Source organism: Streptacidiphilus sp. PAMC 29251, assembly GCF_054208735.2.
In genome coordinates this window covers 1,224,605-1,243,204 of sequence record NZ_CM135725.2, presented here as the reverse complement: position 1 = coordinate 1,243,204, position 18,600 = coordinate 1,224,605, and the positions used below count along the sequence as shown (strand labels likewise).

The window sequence follows — 18,600 nt, the reverse complement described above, 5'->3', positions numbered from 1 at the left end:
TGGCCGAGGCCGCCCCGGAACAGGGGGACAAGTGCCAGTGCCACGGCCGGGTCGGCCGGGGCTATGCTCGATTCGACGTCCCAGTCCCCGACGCCGGCCTGTTGCCATGTGAGACAGATGCCTGCGGGGGAACGGATGCTTCGTCCGGTCGCCTCGTGTCATTTCCGAGGGAATTCGGCGCTTTCCCCATCCCGGTCCGTGGCCGGCTCATGCCGTGTCGCCCCCTGCGCAACCGAACCCGTGAAGTGAGGGGCCATGCCCGCTCGACGACTGTTCGACGTCCGCCGCTACGACACCATCACCTCGGCCCTGATCGTTCTGGTCGGGGACATCGATCTCGACACCGCGCCCCTGCTGCACGACGCCCTTGAGGCGCGCCTGCACGACGGCGTTCGCACGGTGACCGTCGACCTCGCCGGAGTCACCTTCTGCGACCTCAGCGGCATCGACGCATTCCTCGGCGCCTCGCAGCACGCGGCCGCAGCCGGCGTCTCGCTGTGCCTGTACGACCCCCGCCCGGCCCTGGGCAAGCTGCTGGACCTGACCGGCAGCGACTTCCTGCTCCGGTGCACGCCGCTGGGCGATCTTCGGCCACCGGTTCTGTTCGACCTGGCCCGAGGATTTCCGAGCCAGGCGTACTGCGTCTGCTGCGAGGCGAAACGGCAGTCCACGCAGCCGCCGGCCGAGACCGAGACCGAGAGCGCAACCGCAACCGCACCCCAGGACGACCTCTCCCGAAGGACGTGAATCAGGTATGAGTATCACCCGCCGTCTCGCCGAGCTGTTCTCGGTCAAGGCGAACAAGATCCTTGACGACGCCGAGGACCCCCGCGAGGTCCTGGACTTCTCCTACAGCCGGCAGTTGCAGCTGCTGCAGCAGGTCCGCCGCGGCGTCGCCGATGTGGCCACCAGTCGCAAACGCGTCGAACTGCAGCTCACCGGGCTTCAGCAGTCCGCCGACACCCTCGATCGCCAGGCCAGGCAGGCTCTGGAAACCGGGCACGAGGACCTGGCCCGCGAGGCGCTGACCCGCCGCACCGCCGTCCTGGCCCAGTGCGCGGACCTGGCCGGCCAGGAGACCGCCCTGAGCGGGCAGGAGGCCAAACTCACCCTGTCCACCCAGCAGTTGCAGGCCAAGGTCGAGGCCTTCCGCACCCGCAAGGAGACGATCAAGGCGTCCTACACCGCCGCCGACGCGCAGACCCGGATCGGCGAGGCGGTCACCGGGATCTCCGAGGAGATGGGCGACGTGGGGGTGGCCATGCAGCGCGCCGAGGACAAGACCGCCCAACTCCAGGCCCGCGCGGCCGCGCTGGACGAACTCATGGCCTCGGGCGCGCTCCAGGACGCCACCGTGCCGGTCGCCCACGACGACCTGCAGTCCCAGCTCGACGCCATCACCACCGGCGGCGACGTCGACACCGAACTCGCCCGCATCAAGGGCGAACTCGCCGCCGCACCGGGCACCACCGCAGCACTGCCGGCTTCGGCCACGACCGCACAGAAGGAGACGAAGTGATCACCGCTCGGATTCTCGGCGAAGGGCAGTACCGGATACCCGACGGGGATCTGGAGGAACTCGAGAAGCTGGACGCGGTCCTCCAGGAGGCCGTCGCCCGCGGCAGCCAGGCCGCGTTCGCCCCCGCCCTGCAGGCCCTGCTCGATGCCGTGCGCCGCCTGGGCACCGCGTCACCCCGTGCCGACCTCAGCCCCTCCGCCCTGATCCTGCCGGACGAGGACATGACGCTGTCCCAGGTCCAGGCGCTGCTCACCGACGCCGACCTGATCCATGAGGGCCTGATCCGCGGGCGCGGGTGACGACGGTGCACTCCCGCTTCCCGCACGACCGCCGGCTGACGGTCCGGATGTCCGTCGTGGGAGAAGCCCACTGACCCCACCCCCCGCCGCACGCGCATCCATGGAACAGCACCACCGGAAGGACGCCCGATGACCTCACTCTCCGTACCTCCCCTGCCCGGTCGGCACCGCCCCGTCCTGACCGAGCAGGAAGCCGCGTCCACGCACGCGGTGTCCACCCTCGCCGCGACAGCGCTCGCCGCGACCGAGGCCCGGCAGTCGCTCGACGACGACCTCTACGGCGGCGACGCGATCGCGCGGTCCCTGCCCAAGACCGGCTTTCCGGCCCTGGAGTCGGACCCGCGGCGGATCTACGGCCTGGTCCACGACGAGCTGATGCTCGACGGGGTCTCCCGGATGAACCTGGCGACCTTCTGCACCACCTGGGTCGAACCCGAGGCCCGGGCGCTGATGGAGGCGTCCCTGGACAAGAACATCGTCGACAAGGACGAGTACCCGCAGACCGCCGAGCTGGAGGCGCGCTGCGTGGCGATGCTGGCGGACCTGTGGCACGCCCCGGTCGCGGGCCAGGCGGTGGGGACGTCCACCACCGGGTCCAGCGAGGCGGCGATGCTCGGCGGACTGGCCGCCAAGTTCCGTTGGCGCGCCCGCCGCACCGCGCAGGGCAAGTCCACCGCCTCGCCCAACCTGGTGTCCGGGCCGGTCCAGGTCTGCTGGGAGAAGTTCGCCCGCTACTTCGACGTCGAGCTGCGCCAGGCGCCGATGACCAAGGACGGGTTCGTGCTCACCCCGGAAGAGGCGGTGGCCCGCTGCGACGAGAACACCATCGCCGTGATGGTCACCCTGGGCCAGACCTTCACCGGGCTGTACGAGGACGTGGCCGCGATCAGCGCGGCGCTGGACCGGCTGCAGGAGGACACCGGCCTGGACATCGACATCCACGTCGACGCCGCCAGCGGAGGCTTCCTGGCCCCGTTCATGGAGCCGGACCTGCTCTGGGACTTCCGGCTGCCGCGGGTGAAGTCCGTCAACGCCTCGGGCCACAAGATGGGCCTGGCCCCGCTGGGCTGCGGCTGGGCGCTGTGGCGCGACGCCGACGCGCTGCCCCGGGAGCTGATCTTCGACGTCAACTACCTCGGCGGCTCCATGGCCACCTTCAACCTCAACTTCTCCCGCCCCGGCGGCCAGGTCATCACGCAGTACTACACCTTCGTCCGGCTCGGCCGCGAGGGCTACCAGCGCGTGCACGCCGCCGGCTACGAGACCGCCGGCCACCTGGCCCGGCAGATCGCCGCCATGGGCCCCTTCGCCCTCCTGTTCGACGGCGACCCGGCCCACGGCATCACCGCCGTCACCTGGCAGTTGGACCCCGACCGGGCCCACCCGTTCAGCCTGTTCGACTTCGCCGAGAAGCTCAGGGCCCGGGGCTGGCTGGTGCCCGCCTACACCCTGCCCGCGGACCGCCAGGACCTGACCGTGCAGCGCGTCATCGTGCGCCACGGCTTCAGTCATGACATGGCCGACCTGCTCCTGGCCGACATGCACCGCGCACTGACCGCGCTGGAGACCGCGCCGCCCTCGACGCCCGGCACCGGCTCCGCCAACTCCTCGTTCAGCCACAACGCCACCGCGGCCGTCCCGTCCCCCGGGACCACGTCATGAGTGCCCCGACCACCGCGCCGCCGGCCGGGACCGTCGGCGCCCCGGCCCCGCGCACGATCATGTCGGTGCCCACCATCGCGATGCTCACCGCCGCCGCCATCGTCACCAGCCTGCGCGGGCTGCCGCTGATGGCCGACGAAGAGCTGACGATGTTCGTCTACATCGGCTTCGCCACCCTGCTGTTCCTGGTGCCGGCCGCCCTGGTCTCGGCCGAGCTCGGCGGCGCCTTCGCCGACCGCAAGGGCGGCGTCTACGCCTGGGTGGGCGAGGCCTTCGGACCCCGCTGGGGGTTCCTGGCGGTCTGGCTGCAGTGGATCCAGAACGTCGTCTGGTACCCCACCGCCCTCGGCTTCGCCGCAGCGGCCGCCGCCTTCGCCGTCCACAAGCCCGGCGCGGCCGACAACAACGTCTACGTCGGGCTGTTCTGCATCGGCGCCTACTGGCTGGCCACCCTGGTCGCCCTGCGCGGCAACGCCTTCCTGGCCAAGGTCACCAAGTACGGCTTCATCGTCGGCACCATCCTGCCCGGCGCGGTGCTGCTCGCCCTGTTCGGCTACTGGATCGTCTCCGGCCACCCCATCGGCTGGTCCCACACCCACGACGCCGCGGTGACCACGACCGCGCACGGCCACCCCAGCCCCCGCTGGTTCCCGCACGTCGCGGGCCTGGGCACGCTGTCGTTCCTGGCCGGCATCCTGCTGCTGTTCTCCGGCGTCGAGGTGCAGGCCGTGCACGCCACCGACATGAAGGACGCCCGCCGCGGCTTCCCCAAGGCGATCTTCCTCGCCGCGGGCATCTGCTTCGCCGTCTTCACCCTCGGCGCCCTCGCGGTGGCCGGGATCCTGCCCTACGACAAGATCACCCTGCAGTCCGGGGTCTTCGACGCCTTCAACGCCCCCCTCGACGCCCTGGGCGTCTCCTGGGCCGGACCCGTCCTCGCCGCCCTGATCTGCTACGGAGCCCTCGGCGGCGCCCTGGCCTGGCTCAGCGGCCCCAGCCGCGCCCTGCTGGTCACCGCCGAGGACGGCGCGCTGCCGCCCTTCCTGCAGCGCACCAACGCCCGCGGGGCCCAGCGCAACATCCTGCTGGTCCAGGGCGGCATCGTCACCGCCATCTCCTCGGTCTACCTGGTGATGAAGGACGTCAGCTCCGCCTTCTTCCTGATCTCCGCGCTGGTGGTCGGCCTCTACATCATCATGTATATGTTGATGTTCGCCGCGGCGATCCGGCTGCGCCGGACCCAGCCGGACCTGCCCCGCCAGTTCCGCATCCCCGGCGGCACCCCCGGCATCTGGATCGTGGCCGGCACCGGCTTCCTCGCCGTCGCCTTCGCCCTGGTCCTGGCCTTCGTGCCGCCCTCCCAACTGCCCATCGGCAACCCGACCAGCTATGTGGCCCTGGTGGCCGGCGGCACCATCGTCTTCACCGGACTGCCGCTGCTGATCTACAAGCTCCGCCGCCCCGGCTGGAAACAGCAGTGACGGTCCGTCAGCGGCACTGCTGCCGCGGTACGCCTCACCGGCCCGCGCCGGTCAGCAGGCCCTCGCTCTGCAGGTAGGTGCGCGCGTAGGCGATGGCCTGGGGGGTGGACGGGAACACCCGGCCCTCGGCGTCCAGTTGGTCCAGGACGCCGAGGGCGTCCAGCCGGGTGCGGTGGGCTTCGCGGATCCCGGAGACCAGGACGAGCGTGCCGCGCTCGGTGAGTCTGTCGATCACGTCGCCCAGCACCCTGGCGCCGGAGGCGTCCATCGCGCTGATCCGTGACATCCGCAGGATCACCACCCTGAGCTGGGTGTTCTCGGTCAGTTCCAGCAGAAAGCGGTGGGCGGCGGCGAACAGCAGCGGCCCGTCCAGACGGTAGGCGACGATGTGCTCCGCCAGCAGTGCCTGCTCCTCCTGGTGGTGGTCGGCCGGCGGCAGCCCCTCGTGCAGCGGCACCTGTTCGACCTGAGCACCACGGGCCACCGCGCGCAGCGCCAGGACCCCGGACACCAGCAGTCCCGCGACCACGGCGGTGACCAGGTTGAACGCGAGGGTGGCGGTGGCGGTCAGGGCCAGGACCAGGGCCTCGCCGCGGCCACTTCGGGCCAGCGCGCGCAGGGAGCCGACCTCGACCATCCGGATCGCCGTGGCGATCAGCACACCGGCCAGGGCCGCCAGCGGGATTCCGCCGACCAGCGGCGCGGCAGCGAAGATGATCACGGCGAGGACTCCGGCGTGGACCAGGGCTGCGAGCCGCGACGAGGCCCCGGTGCGGACGTTGACGGCGGTCCGGGCGATGGCGCCGGTCGCGGCGACACCTCCGAACAGCGGGACGACCAGGTTGGCCAGGCCCTGGCCGAACAGCTCCCGGTCGGAGTCGTGCCGCTCGGAGACGCTCATCGCGTCGGCGGCGGTCGCCGCCATCAGCGACTCCAGCGCGGCCAGTGCGGCGACCGCCAGCGCCGACGGCAGCAGGGAGGGGATCGCCGACGGGTGCAGGAAGGCCAGCGAGGGCGCGGGAATCCCGGCGGGCAGGTGCCCGATCATGGCCACGTGCAGGGGCGCCAGGGCGGCGACGAGGGTCGCCGCGACAACGGCGAGCAGCGAGAACGGGATCGCCGGTCGCCAGTGTGCGCCCACCAGCATGATCACCACTACGCCGGCGGTCAGCGCGAGCGCGGCCCCGTTCGGGTGGACGAGAAAGTCGCGGACCGCCGAGAAGGCCACCAGGGCGGGATTGTCGCCCGAGGGTGTTCTGACTCCGAGCGCGCCGGGAATCTGCTGCAGGGCGATCACAGCGGCGATGCCGACGGTGAAGCCCTCCACCACCGGTACCGGGACGTAGACCATGAAACGGCCCGCACGAAGCAGGGCCAGCAGGACCAGCATGACCCCGGACAGCAGCCCGACGGTCAGCAGACCCTTGGTGCCGTACTGGTGCACCACCGGGACCAGCACCACGGTCATCGCCCCGGTGGGCCCCGAGACCTGCAGGTTCGAGCCGCCGAAGACCGCGGCGAGTGCTCCGGCGATCACTGCGGTCACCAGCCCGGCCTGAGCCCCGGCGCCCGAGGAGATCCCGAATCCCAGCGCCAGCGGCAGCGCCACCACGGCGACAGTCAACCCTGCCACCAGGTCCTTGCGCGGGGAACGGCCCATGCTCGCGAGGGTGTGCCGGTCGGGCAGGACCCCCACCAGCCGGTCGCGTACGAGCCGTGCTGCTCGCCCGATGCCTCCGGTCGCACCGGAGGCGCTCACGCGCTCGTCGCCGTGCCCTCACGGTCGACCTCGTACAGCTCGGCCAGCAACTCCTGCTGCCCGGAGAGCAGGACGGTCAGGATCCGCCGTGCGGCGCGCATCAGCTCGGCGACGTCCCCGCCGGCCAGGGCGTAGACCACGGTGTCGCCCTCACGGGTGGCCGTCACTATGCCCGAGCGTCGCAGCACCGCCAGCTGCTGCGACAGGTTGGAGCGCTCCACCTCGATCTGCGCCAGCAGGTCGCGCACCGGCAGCGGCCCGTCCTGCAGCAGCTCCAGGACCCGGATCCGCACCGGATGCCCGAGCATCCGGAAGAAGTCTGCCTTCGCCTGGTACAGCGGAACAGGCACTGCCATCAAGGCCTCCACTCGATCGTGTTATCAATTGAAGAATACTTCAATTGATAACACGACGGAAATCATCTCGTCGGCGCCGGCGGTGATGCGCTGCGGGATACGGCGGATGGGCCGAGGGGGGTGGGGTAGAGGGCCAGTGGAACCCTGCTGGAGCCCTGCCGCCTTGATGGCGGCGACGGTCGGGCAGCGTTCCCTAGGGAGATCCACATGATCGACGAGACAGAGGACGAGCAGGGCGAACTCCGACTGGACACGATGCTCGATGAACTGGAGGCGCGACTGGACCTGGCCCGCGACGCGAGAGATCAGGTGCGCAGCCTGCTGGAAGCGGTCCTGACGGTCGGCAGGGAACTGGAACTCGACCAGTGCTGCCAGCACATCGTGGGAAGCCGCGGTGGCGCTGGTGGATGCCCGGTACGGCGCGTTGGGAGTGATCGGTGAGGGCGGGCGGCTGTCCCAGTTCATCACCGTCGGCCTCGACGAAGCGCAGGAGGCGGCGATCGGATCGGCTCCGCAGGGGCGCGGCCTGCTCGGGGAGCTGATCAGCAACCCGGTGCCGCTGCGGCTGACGGAACTGTCCTCGCACCCGGCCTCGCTCGGCTTCCCGCCGAACCATCCGCCGATGAGCACCTTCCTCGGTGTGCCGATCCGGGTACGCGGTGAGGTGTTCGGCAACATCTATCTGACGGAGAAGCACGGTGGCGGCAGGTTCGACGCCGAGGACGAGGCGGTCCTGGCGACGCTGGCGGTGGCGGCCGGGGTTGCCATCGACAATGCCCGGCTGCACAGTCGGGCCCGGCAGCGCGAGCGCTGGCTGACCGCCAGCGCCGAGATCACCAACAGCCTGCTCACCGGAGCCGGGCGGGCCGAGGTGCTGCACCTGCTCGCCGAACGGGCCAGAGACATCGGCGAGTCCGTCCAGGCCGTGGTCGCCCTGCCCTTCGGCGAGACGGACATGATGGTCGAGCTGGCTGCCGGTGAGGGAGCCGAGGCCCACCGCGGCCTGGTGCTGCCGGTGGACGGCTCCTTCGTCGGGTCCGCGCTGCGGTCCGGGGAACCGATCATCAGCGCCGACGTCAGCAAGGACCCCCGGATCACCACCGGCCCGGTGCGTTGGTCGGGCCTCGGACCCGCCGTGGCGGTGCGGATGGGGACGGTCGAGGGCGGGGTGCGCGGGGTTCTGGCGCTCGCGCGCGCCGAAGGCGCTGCCGAGTTCACCACGGAGGACGCGGGCCCGCTGCTGGGGTTCGCCGGGCAGGCCGCGCTGGCGCTGGAGCTGGCCGAGCGGCGTCGCGACGCCGAGCAGATCGCCCTGCTGGAGGACCGTGACCGGATCGCCCGCGACCTGCACGACCTGGCGATCCAGCGGCTGTTCGCGACCGGGATGACGCTGCAGAGCGTCGAGCGCTTCATCGACCATCCGGAGGCCCTGGAGCGGGTGCACCGCGCCGTGGACGACCTGGACTCCACCGTGAAGATCATCCGCTCGACCATCTTCGGCCTGCGTGCCCGCGACACCGGACCCAGCGGCCATGGTCTGCGCGCCCGCATCGTCGAAACGGTCGAGCGGGCGGTCGCGGCCCTCGGCTGCACACCCGGGCTGCAGATGGAGGGCCTGCTGGACACGGAAGTCCCCAGCGACCTCGTCGCGAGCCTGCTGGCGGTGCTGGGCGAAGCGCTGAGCAATACGGCCCGCCATGCCAAGGCTGGGGCGGTCGAGGTCACGGTCGCGGCGACGCGAACGGACCTCACCCTGACGGTGGTCGACGACGGAGTCGGCATCGCGGACGGCGCGGCCCGCAGCGGGCTGGTCAATCTCGACGAGCGGGCCCGGCAGCGCGGGGGGACGTTCACCGTCGCCCCGGGGGTCCCGCACGGGACCCGGCTGGTGTGGCGGGTGCCGATCAGACGCGATTGACCTCCGACTACAGAATGCCGTGCACCTTGGCCGGTTCGACGTCGCCGGAGTCGTCGAAGGTGTAACGGAGCTGGTTGTGGACCGCGACGACGCCGTCGACGGTGCGGCACAGGCGCAACACGATGGGGAGCGTGCTCTTGCGACCCACCTCACCGCGCAGCGTGACGATGCCGTCGAGGACCTCGACCTGCACCTCGTCGGGCGCGAGGTAGAGGGTGTTCTGGAGCACGTCCTGGACGATCTCCTCGCGGAGGGCGGTGTCGTGGCGCAGGAACACCCGGAGCAGGTCGCCGCGGCTGACGATGCCGACCAGTGTCCCTGTGTCGTCGACCACCGGCAGGCGCTTGACGTGCCGGCGGTCCATCGTGCGGGCGGCCTCCACCACGCTCCACTCCGGACGGGCGGTGAACACCTGGGTGTTCATCAGACCCTCGGCGGTCTCCGCCTCCGCGCGGGCACGGTCACGGGGGTGCAGCCAGGCGACGGGGGAGCGGTCCTCGGGCTCGGGCTGGACCTGCTCCTTGCGCAGCAGGTCCGAGTCGGACACGATCCCGATCGGCCGGTGCTGCCCGTCGACCACGGGGACCGCCGTGACGTCGCTTCCGGCGAGCAACTGGGCGATGGTCTTGAACGGGGTGTCGCGGCGGACGGTGGCCACCTCGTGGGTCATCACGTCCTGGACGGTGCGGTGCTGCATGGACGTTCACTCCTTCGGTGCGCGGCACGGTCACCGCGGGTCGCGGTGGGGCTTGCAAGGGCCTTCGGCCGGTACACACGTCCACTCTGCGCGTTGCCCTCACCGCCGCACAGGGACCAACAGGCCCTGAGACAGGGACCGGTCAGCCCCGTCCTCTACCGCCACCTGGCGGAGACGCGGCGGTCCCATGTCAGAAGTGAGGCCGTTCGGCCCTCGGTCGGGACCCTTGCGGCCCACGACAGGTCGCGCATGCGAGCGGGACGGTGTAGCAGGGACAAGAGTCGGTCAGGTCCGAACCCGCTCACTGCCAGGAGGAAATCGTGGAGATCGCCGAGGTCGTCGTTGCCGTGGACGGTTCGCCGTCGAGCCTGCTGGCGGTGGACTGGGCCGCCGACGAGGCGTTCCGCCGCGGCCTGGGGTTGCGGCTGGTCCACGCCTCCGTGCGCGAGCGCTATGAGCAGGGCGTCGAGGACGACGGGGACCCCGACTCGGAGCGCAAACTGGTCCAGGAAATGTTGTTCGCCGCCGCCGAGCGGGCGGAAGTGCGCCGGCCCGGCCTTGAGCTGGCCACCGAGGTGCTCGCCGCGGAGCCGGTGACCGCACTGCTGGAACTGCTCGGCCCCGCTCCGCTGCTCGTCCTGGGCTCGCGCGGACGCGGAGGGTTCCACGGACTTCTGCTGGGATCGGTCAGTCTGCGAGTGGCCGCGCACGCCACCTGCCCGGTGATCGTCGTACGCGCCGTCGGCGAGCAGAGCGACCGCCCGCGTCGGCGGGTCGTGCTGGCCCTCGGTCCGCACGAGGCAGTGGCGGCGACCGAGTTCGCTGTCGGTGAGGCCGTCCTGCGGCAGGCGGACCTGCACGTGGTCCATGCCACGGCCGGCCACCCGGCCGGGGCTGCCGCGCTGATGGACACCGTGGTGGAACACGCCATGGAGCTCCTGGACGCCGCGACGGAGCGGCAGACCGGTACCTTCCGCGTGCAGGTGGTGCGCAGGTCCGCCCCGAGGCCGCCGACGGGCCTGTTGCTGCACGAGGCCGCGAGCGCGGAACTGGTCGTGGTCGGGGCGCACCGCCATCCCGGGCACCTCGGACTCCAGCTCGGCCCGGTCAACCATGCCATGCTGCTGTACGCGCCCTGCCCGGTCGCCGTCGTCGCCGGCACACCGCTTCCGGACGAGTCCGGTCCCGCCGTCTGACCGGCGCGCTCGCCCCGCCCCGCCAATCCAGCAAGGAGACACCGGTGCGAGAGATCGCCGTGTTCAGTGGAAGCGCCCACCCCGAGCTGGCGGCCGAGGTCTGCGCCCATCTCGGGCTTCCGCTCAGCCCGGTGCGGACCACACGGTTCGCCAATGACTGCCTGGAGGTCCAGCTCGAGGCCAACTGCCGTGAGCGGGACGTCTTCCTGATCCAGCCGCTGGTGGTTCCGGTCCAGGAGAACCTGGTGGAACTGCTGCTGATGTGCGACGCCGCACGCGGTGCCTCGGCCTCCCGGATCACCGTGGTGCTGCCGCACTACGCCTACGCCCGCTCCGACAAGAAGGACGCCCCGCGGATCTCCATCGCCGGGCGCCTGATGGCCGATCTGCTGGTGACCGCGGGAGCAGGGCGGGTGCTGGCGATGACCCTGCACTCGCCGCAGGTGCACGGCTTCTTCTCGGTGCCGGTGGACCACCTGCACGCGCTGCGCGAACTCGCCCGGCACTTTCGCGACGGTGACCTGTCCCGGACCACCGTCGTCTCACCGGACCTGGGCAACGCCAAGCCCGCCGCGGCCTTCGCCCGACTTCTCGGAGCGGATGTCGAGGTCGCGGCCGGGTCCAAGCAGCGCTTTGCCGACGACCAGGTCCGGATCAGCTCGGTCATCGGCGAGATCGAGGGCCGTGACGTCATCGTCCTGGACGACGAGATCGCCAAGGGCAGCACCGTCCTGGAACTCCTGGACCACCTGCGGGTTCGCGGGGCCCGCAGCATCCGCGTGGCCTGCACCCATGGTCTGTTCGCGGCCGGTGCCCTCAAGCGGCTGTCCGACCAGCAGGACGTGCTGGAGATCGTGTGTACCGACACCGTGCCGATCCCGGCCGAGAAGCGCACCGACAAGCTGCGGGTCCTGTCGATCGCCCCGGCCCTGGCCGAGGCGATGCGACGGATCCACAACGGCGAATCGGTCAGCGCCCTGTTCGAGGCAGGGTGAGTGGCCCGTTCGCGGGTGACGGCAGGAGCTGACTCGCCGGCCCCCGTGCCGCCTTGCGCCGGCGGTGGGCCCGGCGCAGTTCGTCGGCTCCCCAGACGATGAAGGGGAACGGCAGGACGGTGGCCAGTTGGGCCGGGCCCAGTGCGGCGGTGCCGAACAGGGAGTGCAGGAACGGCAGGTAGACCACGGCGGCGGCGAACAGCAGACTGAAGCCGATGCCGGCCAGCAGCGGGCGGTTGGTGAACAGCCCGACGGTGCGCAGCGAGGCGTGGTCGGTGCGGGCGGCGAAGGCGGTGCCGATCTGGCAGGCGACGATGCCCAGCCAGGCGGTGGTGGAGGCCTGCAGGTAGGCGTGGTGCAGTGCGGTGCCGGAGCCCACGGCGTCGCCGGGGTGCCAGCCGGCCCGGGTGAGGGTGAGGAAGTAGCCGCCCATGACCAGCGCCGCTGAGATCAGCCCGAGGAAGGCCCAGGCCCGGACGAGCAGGGCTTTGTTGATCACGCCGTCGGTGCGTTTGCGCGGCGGACGGTCCATCAGGCCGGGCTCGGCCGGTTCACGGGACAGCGCGAGGGCGGGCAGGGTGTCGGTGCCCAGGTCGATGGCCAGCAGCTGCATCACCGTCAGCGGCATCGGGACCAGGCCGCCGCACAGGGCGAAGACCAGGAAGGGCACGATCTCCGGGAGCAGGTGGGCGAAGATGTAGAGGATGAACTTGCGCACGTTGTCGTAGACCCGGCGTCCGGCTTCGACCGCGGCGATGATGGTCGCGAAGTCGTCGTCGGTGAGCACCATGGTGGCTGCTTCCCTGGCCACGTCGGTGCCCGAGCGGCCCATGGCGATGCCGATGTCGGCGCGGCGCAGTGCGGGGGCGTCGTTGACGCCGTCGCCGGTCATGGCGACGACCTGGCCGAGATCGCGGAGGGCGTCGGCGATCCGCAGTTTCACCTCGGGGGCGCTGCGGGCGAAGACCAGTTCCTGCCCTGAGGTCAGTGCCGCGTCCAGCTCGGCTTCGCTGATGGTGTCGAGCGAGGCGTCGGTGATGACCCGGGTGCCGGCCGGGCCGGTGCCGATGCCGACGGTGCGGGCGATGGCGGTGGCGGTCAGGCCGTTGTCGCCGGTGACGACATGGATCCTGATGCCGGCCCGGTGGGCCTGTTCGATCGCGGCGGCGACCTGGGGGCGGGGCGGGTCCTGCATGGCGACCAGGCCCAGCAGGCACAGGCCGTCCTCCAGCACCGCGCGGTCGCCGGGGACGGCTTCGCCGGGTGCGGAGTCGCGCCGGGCGATGGCCAGGACCCGCAGGCCCTGCTTGGCGTAGTCCTCGACCACCTGGCCGATCGAGGTGCGGTCGGCGTCGGTGAGCGGCCGGGCGGCGTCCTGGTCCAGGACCGCACGGCTGTGGGCCAGGACCGCTTCGGGAGCGCCCTTGGTGTGGCTGGTCCAGCCCGTCCCGTTGCCCGAGTTCTCCAGGGTGGACATCAGCTTGAGGCGCGGATCGAAGGGGAACAGGGTCCGGCGGTTTCGGTCGCGGCCGGCGGTGTCCGGCGCCCGGTCCAGCAGGGCGGCCACCTGCAGCAGGGCGATCTCGGTGGGGTCCCCGTGCGAGGGGACCGCCGGGTCGGCGGACAGCGTCGCGGTGGTGCACAGGGCGGCGGCCCGGACGAGCGTCCGCAGGGACGGCGCCGGTTCGGCCGGGGCGCTGCCGGGTTCGACGGTGGCCGCCAGGGTCCACAGCTGGGTGACCTTCATCCGGTTCTCGGTCAGGGTGCCGGTCTTGTCTGTGCAGATGACCGTGGTCGATCCCAGGGTCTCCACCGCCGACAGGCGTTTGACGACCGCGCCGCGCTTCGCCAGATCCCGGACCCCGACGGCCAGGGCCAGGGTGATGGTGGGCAGCAGCCCCTCGGGCACGTTGGCCACCAGCAGGCCGACCGCGAAGGTGATCGCGGCCGCGACGGAGAGTCCGGCCACCAGTCCCAGCGGAACGAACGCGGCCGCGACGCCGAGACCCACCGCGGCGATCAGCCAGGCCACCCGTTTGACCTGGTGCTCCAGCGGGCTCTCGTCGCGCTTGACGCCCTGGCTGAGCGCGGCGACCCGGCCCAGCTCGGTGTTCATGCCGGTGGCGGTCACCACCGCCTGGGCCTGGCCCCCGGTGCAGACCGTGCCGCTGAAGACGACGTCGCGGCTGTAGAGCAGCGGACCGTCGGTGTCCAGCAGGTCGGCCGCCCGGTAGACCGGGACGGACTCCCCGGTCAGCGCCGACAGGTCCACCTCCAGGCCGCCGGAGGACAGCCGGGCGTCCGCGCAGACCCGTTCGCCCTCCTCCAGGACCAGCAGGTCGCCCGGCACCAGATCAGCGGCGGGGACCTCCTGCCGCTCGCCGTCGCGGATCACCCGGGCGCGTGCGGGCAGGAACGCGGCCAGGGCCTCGACGGCCTTCTCCGCCTGCATCTCCTGGACGAACGCGAACACCGCGTTGAGCACGATGACCACGGCGATCGCCACCGCCAGCGGCAGCGACCCGGTCACTCCCGCCAGCACCGCCGCCAGGGCCAGGACCAGCGCCAGCGGGTGCGTGAGCTGACGGGCCACCTCGCCGGGCCACCGGCGACCACCGCGCCGCACCAGGGAGTTCGGCCCGTAGGCGATCAGCCTGCGGGCCGCCTCGCGAGCCGGCAGTCCCTGCGGGGAGCTGTTGAGGTCCTGGAACAGGTCCGTCAGCGGTTCACGGGGATCGGCGGGCGGAGGGGCGGCTTCGGTCGGGGGAGTGGTGGTCGCAGTGGTGCTCATCAGCCTGCGCTTCCGATCCGGGTCGGTTGAGGATCTCGGGGAGGTTTCATCGGTTCACGGCGGGCGCGCCGTTGATCCTCATCCTGGTTCCGCATGGCACCGCTGGTGCAGGGACCGGTGGGGGCCGGGCGGAGGGCCAATGGTCCCTGCCGGTGGCTGACCGGCCGGGCCGGGCCCGCACCGGGCCCTCAGGCCTTCCGCGTCGACCTGGTGGCGGGGCCGGTCGCGGCGGCGGTGCTGAAGTAGGCGAGGCGGCGGCGCAGGTGGCGGTGCCGGCTGTAGGGCGTTCGCTTGGTCGGGGTGGCGCGTTCGGCGCGGTAGAAGATCCGTTTGCCGGCCTCGATCAGGGCGAGGTAGCCCAGCACCATGGCGACCAGGGCGCCGAAGAAGGCGCCGGGCAGGGGCTGGAAGCCCAGCGTGTGGGCCAGCGGGGTGGCTGGGAGCAGTGCGCCGACGGCGACCACGCTCAGGGCGGCCAGGGTCAGCGGCAGGCTGGGGTGGCTGCGGAAGAACGGGATGCGGCGGGTGCGGATCGCGAAGATCACCAGGGTCTGGGTGGCCAGGGACTCCACGAACCAGCCGGAGCGGAACTGCGCCGGTCCTGAGTGGAACACCCAGAGCATCACGCCGAAGGTGAGGAAGTCGAACACCGAGCTGAGCGGCCCGAAGCAGACCATGAAGCGACGGATGAACGAGATGTCCCAGTGCGAGGGCTTGCGCAACTGCTCCTCGTCGACGTTGTCGGTGGGGATGGCCAGTTGGCTGGTGTCGTAGAGCAGGTTGTTCAGCAGGATCTGCGAGGGCAGCATCGGCAGGAAGGACAGGAACAGGGACGCGCCCGCGGCCGAGGCCATGTTGCCGAAGTTGCTGGAGGTCCCCATCAGCACGTACTTGATGGTGTTGGCGAAGATCCGCCGCCCTTCGGCGACGCCGTCGGCCAGCACGTCGAGGTCCTTCTCCAGCAGGATCACGTCGGCGGCGTCCTTGGCGACGTCGGTGGCCGAGTCCACGGAGATGCCGACGTCCGCGGCGTGCAGGGCCAGGGCGTCGTTGACCCCGTCGCCCAGGAAGGCGACCCCGCCGCCGCTGCGGCGCTGGGTGTGGACGATGCGGGCCTTGTCCTCGGGACTGACCCGGGCGAAGACGGTGGTGGCGGCGATCGCGGCGGCGAGTTGGGTGTCGTCCATGGCGTCGAGGTCGGCGCCGGTGAGCGCGTCGCCCCCGCCCAGGCCCAGGTCGCGGCAGACCTTGACGGCGACGGCGGGGTTGTCGCCGGTGACGACCTTGACCACGATGCCCAGGTCGGCCAGCCGGCGCAGGGCCGCGGCCGCGTCCTGCTTGGGCGGGTCCAGGAAGACCAGCAGACCGGCCAGGCGCAGCCCGCGTTCGTCCGCGGGGGTGAGGCTGTCGGTGTCGGCAGCGGTGGTGCGGGTGGCCACGGCGATGACGCGGTTGCCGGCGGCGAACTCGGCCGCCAGGGCCCGGCGCGCGGCGTCGGGCACGTCGGTGCAGCGGTCGAGGACGGTCTCCGGTGCGCCCTTGGTGATCTGTGTCGTTGTCCCCTTCGTGTCCCTGACCAGGACCGAGACCATGTTGCGCTCATGGTCGAACGGCAGCACCGCCCGCTGGGTCCAGTCGGCGAGTGCGGACCGTTCGCCGGCTGCGGCGGGTGAGCGCCACAGGGCCTGGTCGAGCGGGTTCCCGCCGACGGTTTCGCCGTCCCCGGTGGCGTTGCCGGCTGCGTTCTCGGCGGCGTTCTCGGTGCACAGCAGTCCCCAGCGCAGGACCGTGTCCCGGTTCTCGTCACCGGTCGCCACCGCACGCATGTAGTCGATGCGGCCCAGCGTCAGGGTGCCGGTCTTGTCCGTGAACAGGACGTCGACGTCGCCCAGGTCCTCGATGCACACCAATCGTTTGACCAGGACCTTGCGCGCGCTCATCCGCCGGGAGCCGGCCGCGAGGCTGGTGGAGACCACGGCCGGGAGCAGTTGCGGGGTGATGCCGACCGCGATCGCCAGCGAGAACAGCAGGGCGTCGATGATCGGCTTGTGCAGGACCACGTTGATCACGAAGATCGACGAGGTCAGCGCCCCGGCGACGTACACCAGCAGCATGGAGAACCGGCGCAGGCCGACCTGGAACGCGGTGTCCAGCTGATGGGTGCTCAGACCGGCGGCGATCTTGCCGAACTCGGTCCGCGCCCCGGTGGCCACCACGACGCCGGTGCCGCTCCCGGCCCGCACCACCGTGCCCATCAGCGCGCATCCGGCCAGCTCGGCCAGGGGCGTCCCGGCCGGGACCGCGGAGGTGGTCTTGTCGACCGGCAGCGACTCGCCGGTCAGCACCGACTCGTCGCACTCCAGGCCGGTCACCGCCAGCAACCGGAGGTCGGCCGGGACGATGTCGCCCAGCTGCAGCTCGACCAGGTCACCCGGCACCAGGGCGGTGACGTCCACATCGGCCGGCTTGCCGTCACGGATGACGACGCTGGTGTGATGGATCTGCGAGTGCAGGGCCTCAGCGGCCTTCTCGGCCCGGTACTCGTTGACGAAACCGAGCCCCACCGACACCGCGACGATCACACCGATGATCACGGCGTCGCTGCGCTCACCCACCAGGTACGACGCCACGGCCGCGATCAGCAGCAACCCCAGCAAGGGGGAGCGCAGTTGGTGCCACAGCACCGGCAGCACCCGGGCCCGGTGCGAGGACACGGCGTTGGGGCCGAACGTCGCCTGGCGTCGAGTGACTTCCTCGCCACTCAGACCCTGGCCGGCGGTCGTGCCCAGGTCACGGAGCAGGTCCGGCACCGGTCGGGTACCGGCTGTGACCACTCCGGTGTCAGGTTCGGGGGGCGCCGCTGGGGCTGCGACGTTCATCGTCGGCGACTGCGGGGGTCGCGGCGGTCGCAGGGAGCGAACAGGGCGATCAGTCCGGAGTGCAGGCGAGCGACGACCTCATGCTCGGGCACTCCCAGCATCACGGAGACACCGGCGCTGGTGCGCTCTCCCAGGAGACCCAGGGCCAGCTCGACCCGGTCCAGCGAAGAGGCTTCCTCGGGGCACCGGTCACTGGAGAACGGGAAGGCGCGAGTGTTCCGCGGCCGTCGTGTGCGCCGGCCGGTCGAGTTCCGCGGATCGGCGAGTACCTCGGCGAGTGCCGAGGCGACCACGGCCGGCCGATCGGTCATCAGCGGAGCCAACTGGTAGACCGCCATCAGGTGGAAGTCACACCATCTGGTGATGGAGTGCTGACGGGCGATGAGCGCACTGCCCGGCACCTCAGCCAAGGGGATCCCGGACCCTTGTGCCTGGGAGGCGGTCATCGAGACCGGCCCAAGCGCCGCTTCGGAGTCCTCAAGGCACGCGCCACCAGCGCGGGAGGGCGGGGGACAGCTGTTCTGAGTATTCCGTTCACGGTGATCGCTCCCGGATGCCTATGCGTCCGGCGCGATACCGGACGGTGACCACGTCGGGGTCCGGGACGTCGAACTTCCAGACTAGTCCTTCTGGTATCTCAGGACCAGGAAACCAGCCCCATGGTGGCCGGCGTTGAGAGGACGACGCTGCCGCACCGCTGATGAGCGCCCTCTGAGCCGGTGGGGTTCGCCCCGAGGTCACGCAGGTGGCTGAGCGGATGGGAGCATTGGTTCCAGGCCGATGTCCTGTTCCTCCGCGCTCTCGGCTTCCAGGTCCAGCAGCGCCACCGTGCCGTGCTCGGTGAGCCGGTAGCTGAGGAGAGTGAATGCGGCGCCGCGGAAGGGGGGTTCGGTGACGGTGATCGGGATGCTCTCCCCGATCCAGGAATCGAAGCAACCGGGAGTGAAGACACCTCCGTGGGGCGCGTTCTGAGTCACAGTCAGGTGGTGCACGGCGGGGGTTTCCAGTGTCGACATCATCGGGGGTGAACTCCTTCGTTGGGTGGCGA

14 protein-coding genes and 1 pseudogene are annotated in these 18,600 nt (G+C 71.3%); 8 read left to right on the top strand and 7 right to left on the bottom strand.

What is annotated here, in order from left to right; translation table 11 throughout:
• Positions 1 to 255: 255 nt before the first annotated feature.
• The 5 genes from ACXKR8_RS05825 to ACXKR8_RS05805 all read left to right on the top strand — a co-directional run bounded on the left by ACXKR8_RS05825 (position 256) and on the right by ACXKR8_RS05805 (position 4,961).
• Positions 256 to 747: an STAS domain-containing protein gene (locus ACXKR8_RS05825; RefSeq protein WP_458271813.1), complete on the top strand. Its 492-nt coding sequence runs from the start codon at positions 256 to 258 to the stop codon at positions 745 to 747.
• Positions 748 to 754: 7 nt separating this feature from the next.
• Positions 755 to 1,519, top strand: coding sequence for a PspA/IM30 family protein (locus tag ACXKR8_RS05820; protein ID WP_458271812.1), 765 nt, complete (start codon positions 755 to 757; stop codon positions 1,517 to 1,519).
• A complete protein-coding gene (gene pspAA / locus ACXKR8_RS05815) occupies positions 1,516 to 1,818 on the top strand; it encodes a PspA-associated protein PspAA (protein WP_458271811.1) in 303 nt (100 codons plus the stop codon). Before ACXKR8_RS05820 ends, pspAA begins: the two co-directional genes overlap by 4 nt.
• A 129-nt stretch (positions 1,819 to 1,947) precedes the next feature.
• On the top strand, positions 1,948 to 3,480 hold the full coding sequence (locus ACXKR8_RS05810) for a glutamate decarboxylase (RefSeq protein WP_458271810.1): 1,533 nt from the start codon (positions 1,948 to 1,950) through the stop codon (positions 3,478 to 3,480).
• Positions 3,477 to 4,961, top strand: coding sequence for an amino acid permease (locus ACXKR8_RS05805; protein WP_458271809.1), 1,485 nt, complete (start codon positions 3,477 to 3,479; stop codon positions 4,959 to 4,961). Before ACXKR8_RS05810 ends, ACXKR8_RS05805 begins: the two co-directional genes overlap by 4 nt.
• Before the next feature lie 34 nt (positions 4,962 to 4,995).
• On the opposite strand, the gene ACXKR8_RS05800 is transcribed toward ACXKR8_RS05805, so the two are convergent.
• Together ACXKR8_RS05800 and ACXKR8_RS05795 are read right to left on the bottom strand one after the other, a co-directional pair.
• Positions 4,996 to 6,621 carry a SulP family inorganic anion transporter gene (locus tag ACXKR8_RS05800; RefSeq protein WP_458271808.1) on the bottom strand — a complete coding sequence of 542 codons (1,626 nt, stop codon included), beginning with the start codon at positions 6,619 to 6,621 and terminating at the stop codon, positions 4,996 to 4,998.
• A 95-nt stretch (positions 6,622 to 6,716) separates the two neighbouring features.
• On the bottom strand, positions 6,717 to 7,070 hold the full coding sequence (locus ACXKR8_RS05795; protein ID WP_458274909.1) for an ArsR/SmtB family transcription factor: 354 nt from the start codon (positions 7,068 to 7,070) through the stop codon (positions 6,717 to 6,719).
• Positions 7,071 to 7,283: 213 nt separating this feature from the next.
• On the opposite strand from ACXKR8_RS05795, the pseudogene ACXKR8_RS05790 reads away from it, so the two are divergent.
• Positions 7,284 to 8,994: pseudogene (locus ACXKR8_RS05790) on the top strand (GAF domain-containing sensor histidine kinase).
• 7 nt (positions 8,995 to 9,001) lie between these two features.
• On the opposite strand, the gene ACXKR8_RS05785 reads toward ACXKR8_RS05790, so the two are convergent.
• Positions 9,002 to 9,691 carry a CBS domain-containing protein gene (locus ACXKR8_RS05785; protein WP_458271806.1) on the bottom strand — a complete coding sequence of 230 codons (690 nt, stop codon included), beginning with the start codon at positions 9,689 to 9,691 and terminating at the stop codon, positions 9,002 to 9,004.
• A 320-nt stretch (positions 9,692 to 10,011) separates the two neighbouring features.
• Between ACXKR8_RS05785 and ACXKR8_RS05780 the strand changes: the two genes are divergently transcribed.
• A complete protein-coding gene (locus ACXKR8_RS05780) occupies positions 10,012 to 10,887 on the top strand; it encodes a universal stress protein (RefSeq protein WP_458271805.1) in 876 nt (291 codons plus the stop codon).
• Positions 10,888 to 10,931: 44 nt separating this feature from the next.
• Positions 10,932 to 11,882, top strand: a complete 951-nt coding sequence (locus tag ACXKR8_RS05775) for a ribose-phosphate diphosphokinase (protein WP_458271804.1) — start codon at positions 10,932 to 10,934, stop codon at positions 11,880 to 11,882.
• On the opposite strand, the gene ACXKR8_RS05770 is transcribed toward ACXKR8_RS05775, so the two are convergent.
• The 4 genes from ACXKR8_RS05770 to ACXKR8_RS05755 all read right to left on the bottom strand — a co-directional run bounded on the left by ACXKR8_RS05770 (position 11,857) and on the right by ACXKR8_RS05755 (position 18,571).
• Positions 11,857 to 14,673 carry a cation-translocating P-type ATPase gene (locus ACXKR8_RS05770; RefSeq protein ID WP_458271803.1) on the bottom strand — a complete coding sequence of 939 codons (2,817 nt, stop codon included), beginning with the start codon at positions 14,671 to 14,673 and terminating at the stop codon, positions 11,857 to 11,859. The two genes, ACXKR8_RS05775 and ACXKR8_RS05770, sit on opposite strands and share 26 nt — an antisense overlap.
• Before the next feature lie 188 nt (positions 14,674 to 14,861).
• Positions 14,862 to 17,483 carry a magnesium-translocating P-type ATPase gene (mgtA, locus tag ACXKR8_RS05765; RefSeq protein WP_458271802.1) on the bottom strand — a complete coding sequence of 874 codons (2,622 nt, stop codon included), beginning with the start codon at positions 17,481 to 17,483 and terminating at the stop codon, positions 14,862 to 14,864.
• A gap of 65 nt (positions 17,484 to 17,548) precedes the next feature.
• Entirely contained in the window at positions 17,549 to 17,962 is a 414-nt protein-coding gene (locus ACXKR8_RS05760; protein ID WP_458271801.1) for a hypothetical protein, read from the bottom strand.
• Positions 17,963 to 18,289: 327 nt separating this feature from the next.
• Positions 18,290 to 18,571, bottom strand: coding sequence for a hypothetical protein (locus ACXKR8_RS05755; RefSeq protein WP_458271800.1), 282 nt, complete (start codon positions 18,569 to 18,571; stop codon positions 18,290 to 18,292).
• Positions 18,572 to 18,600: the final 29 nt, after the last annotated feature.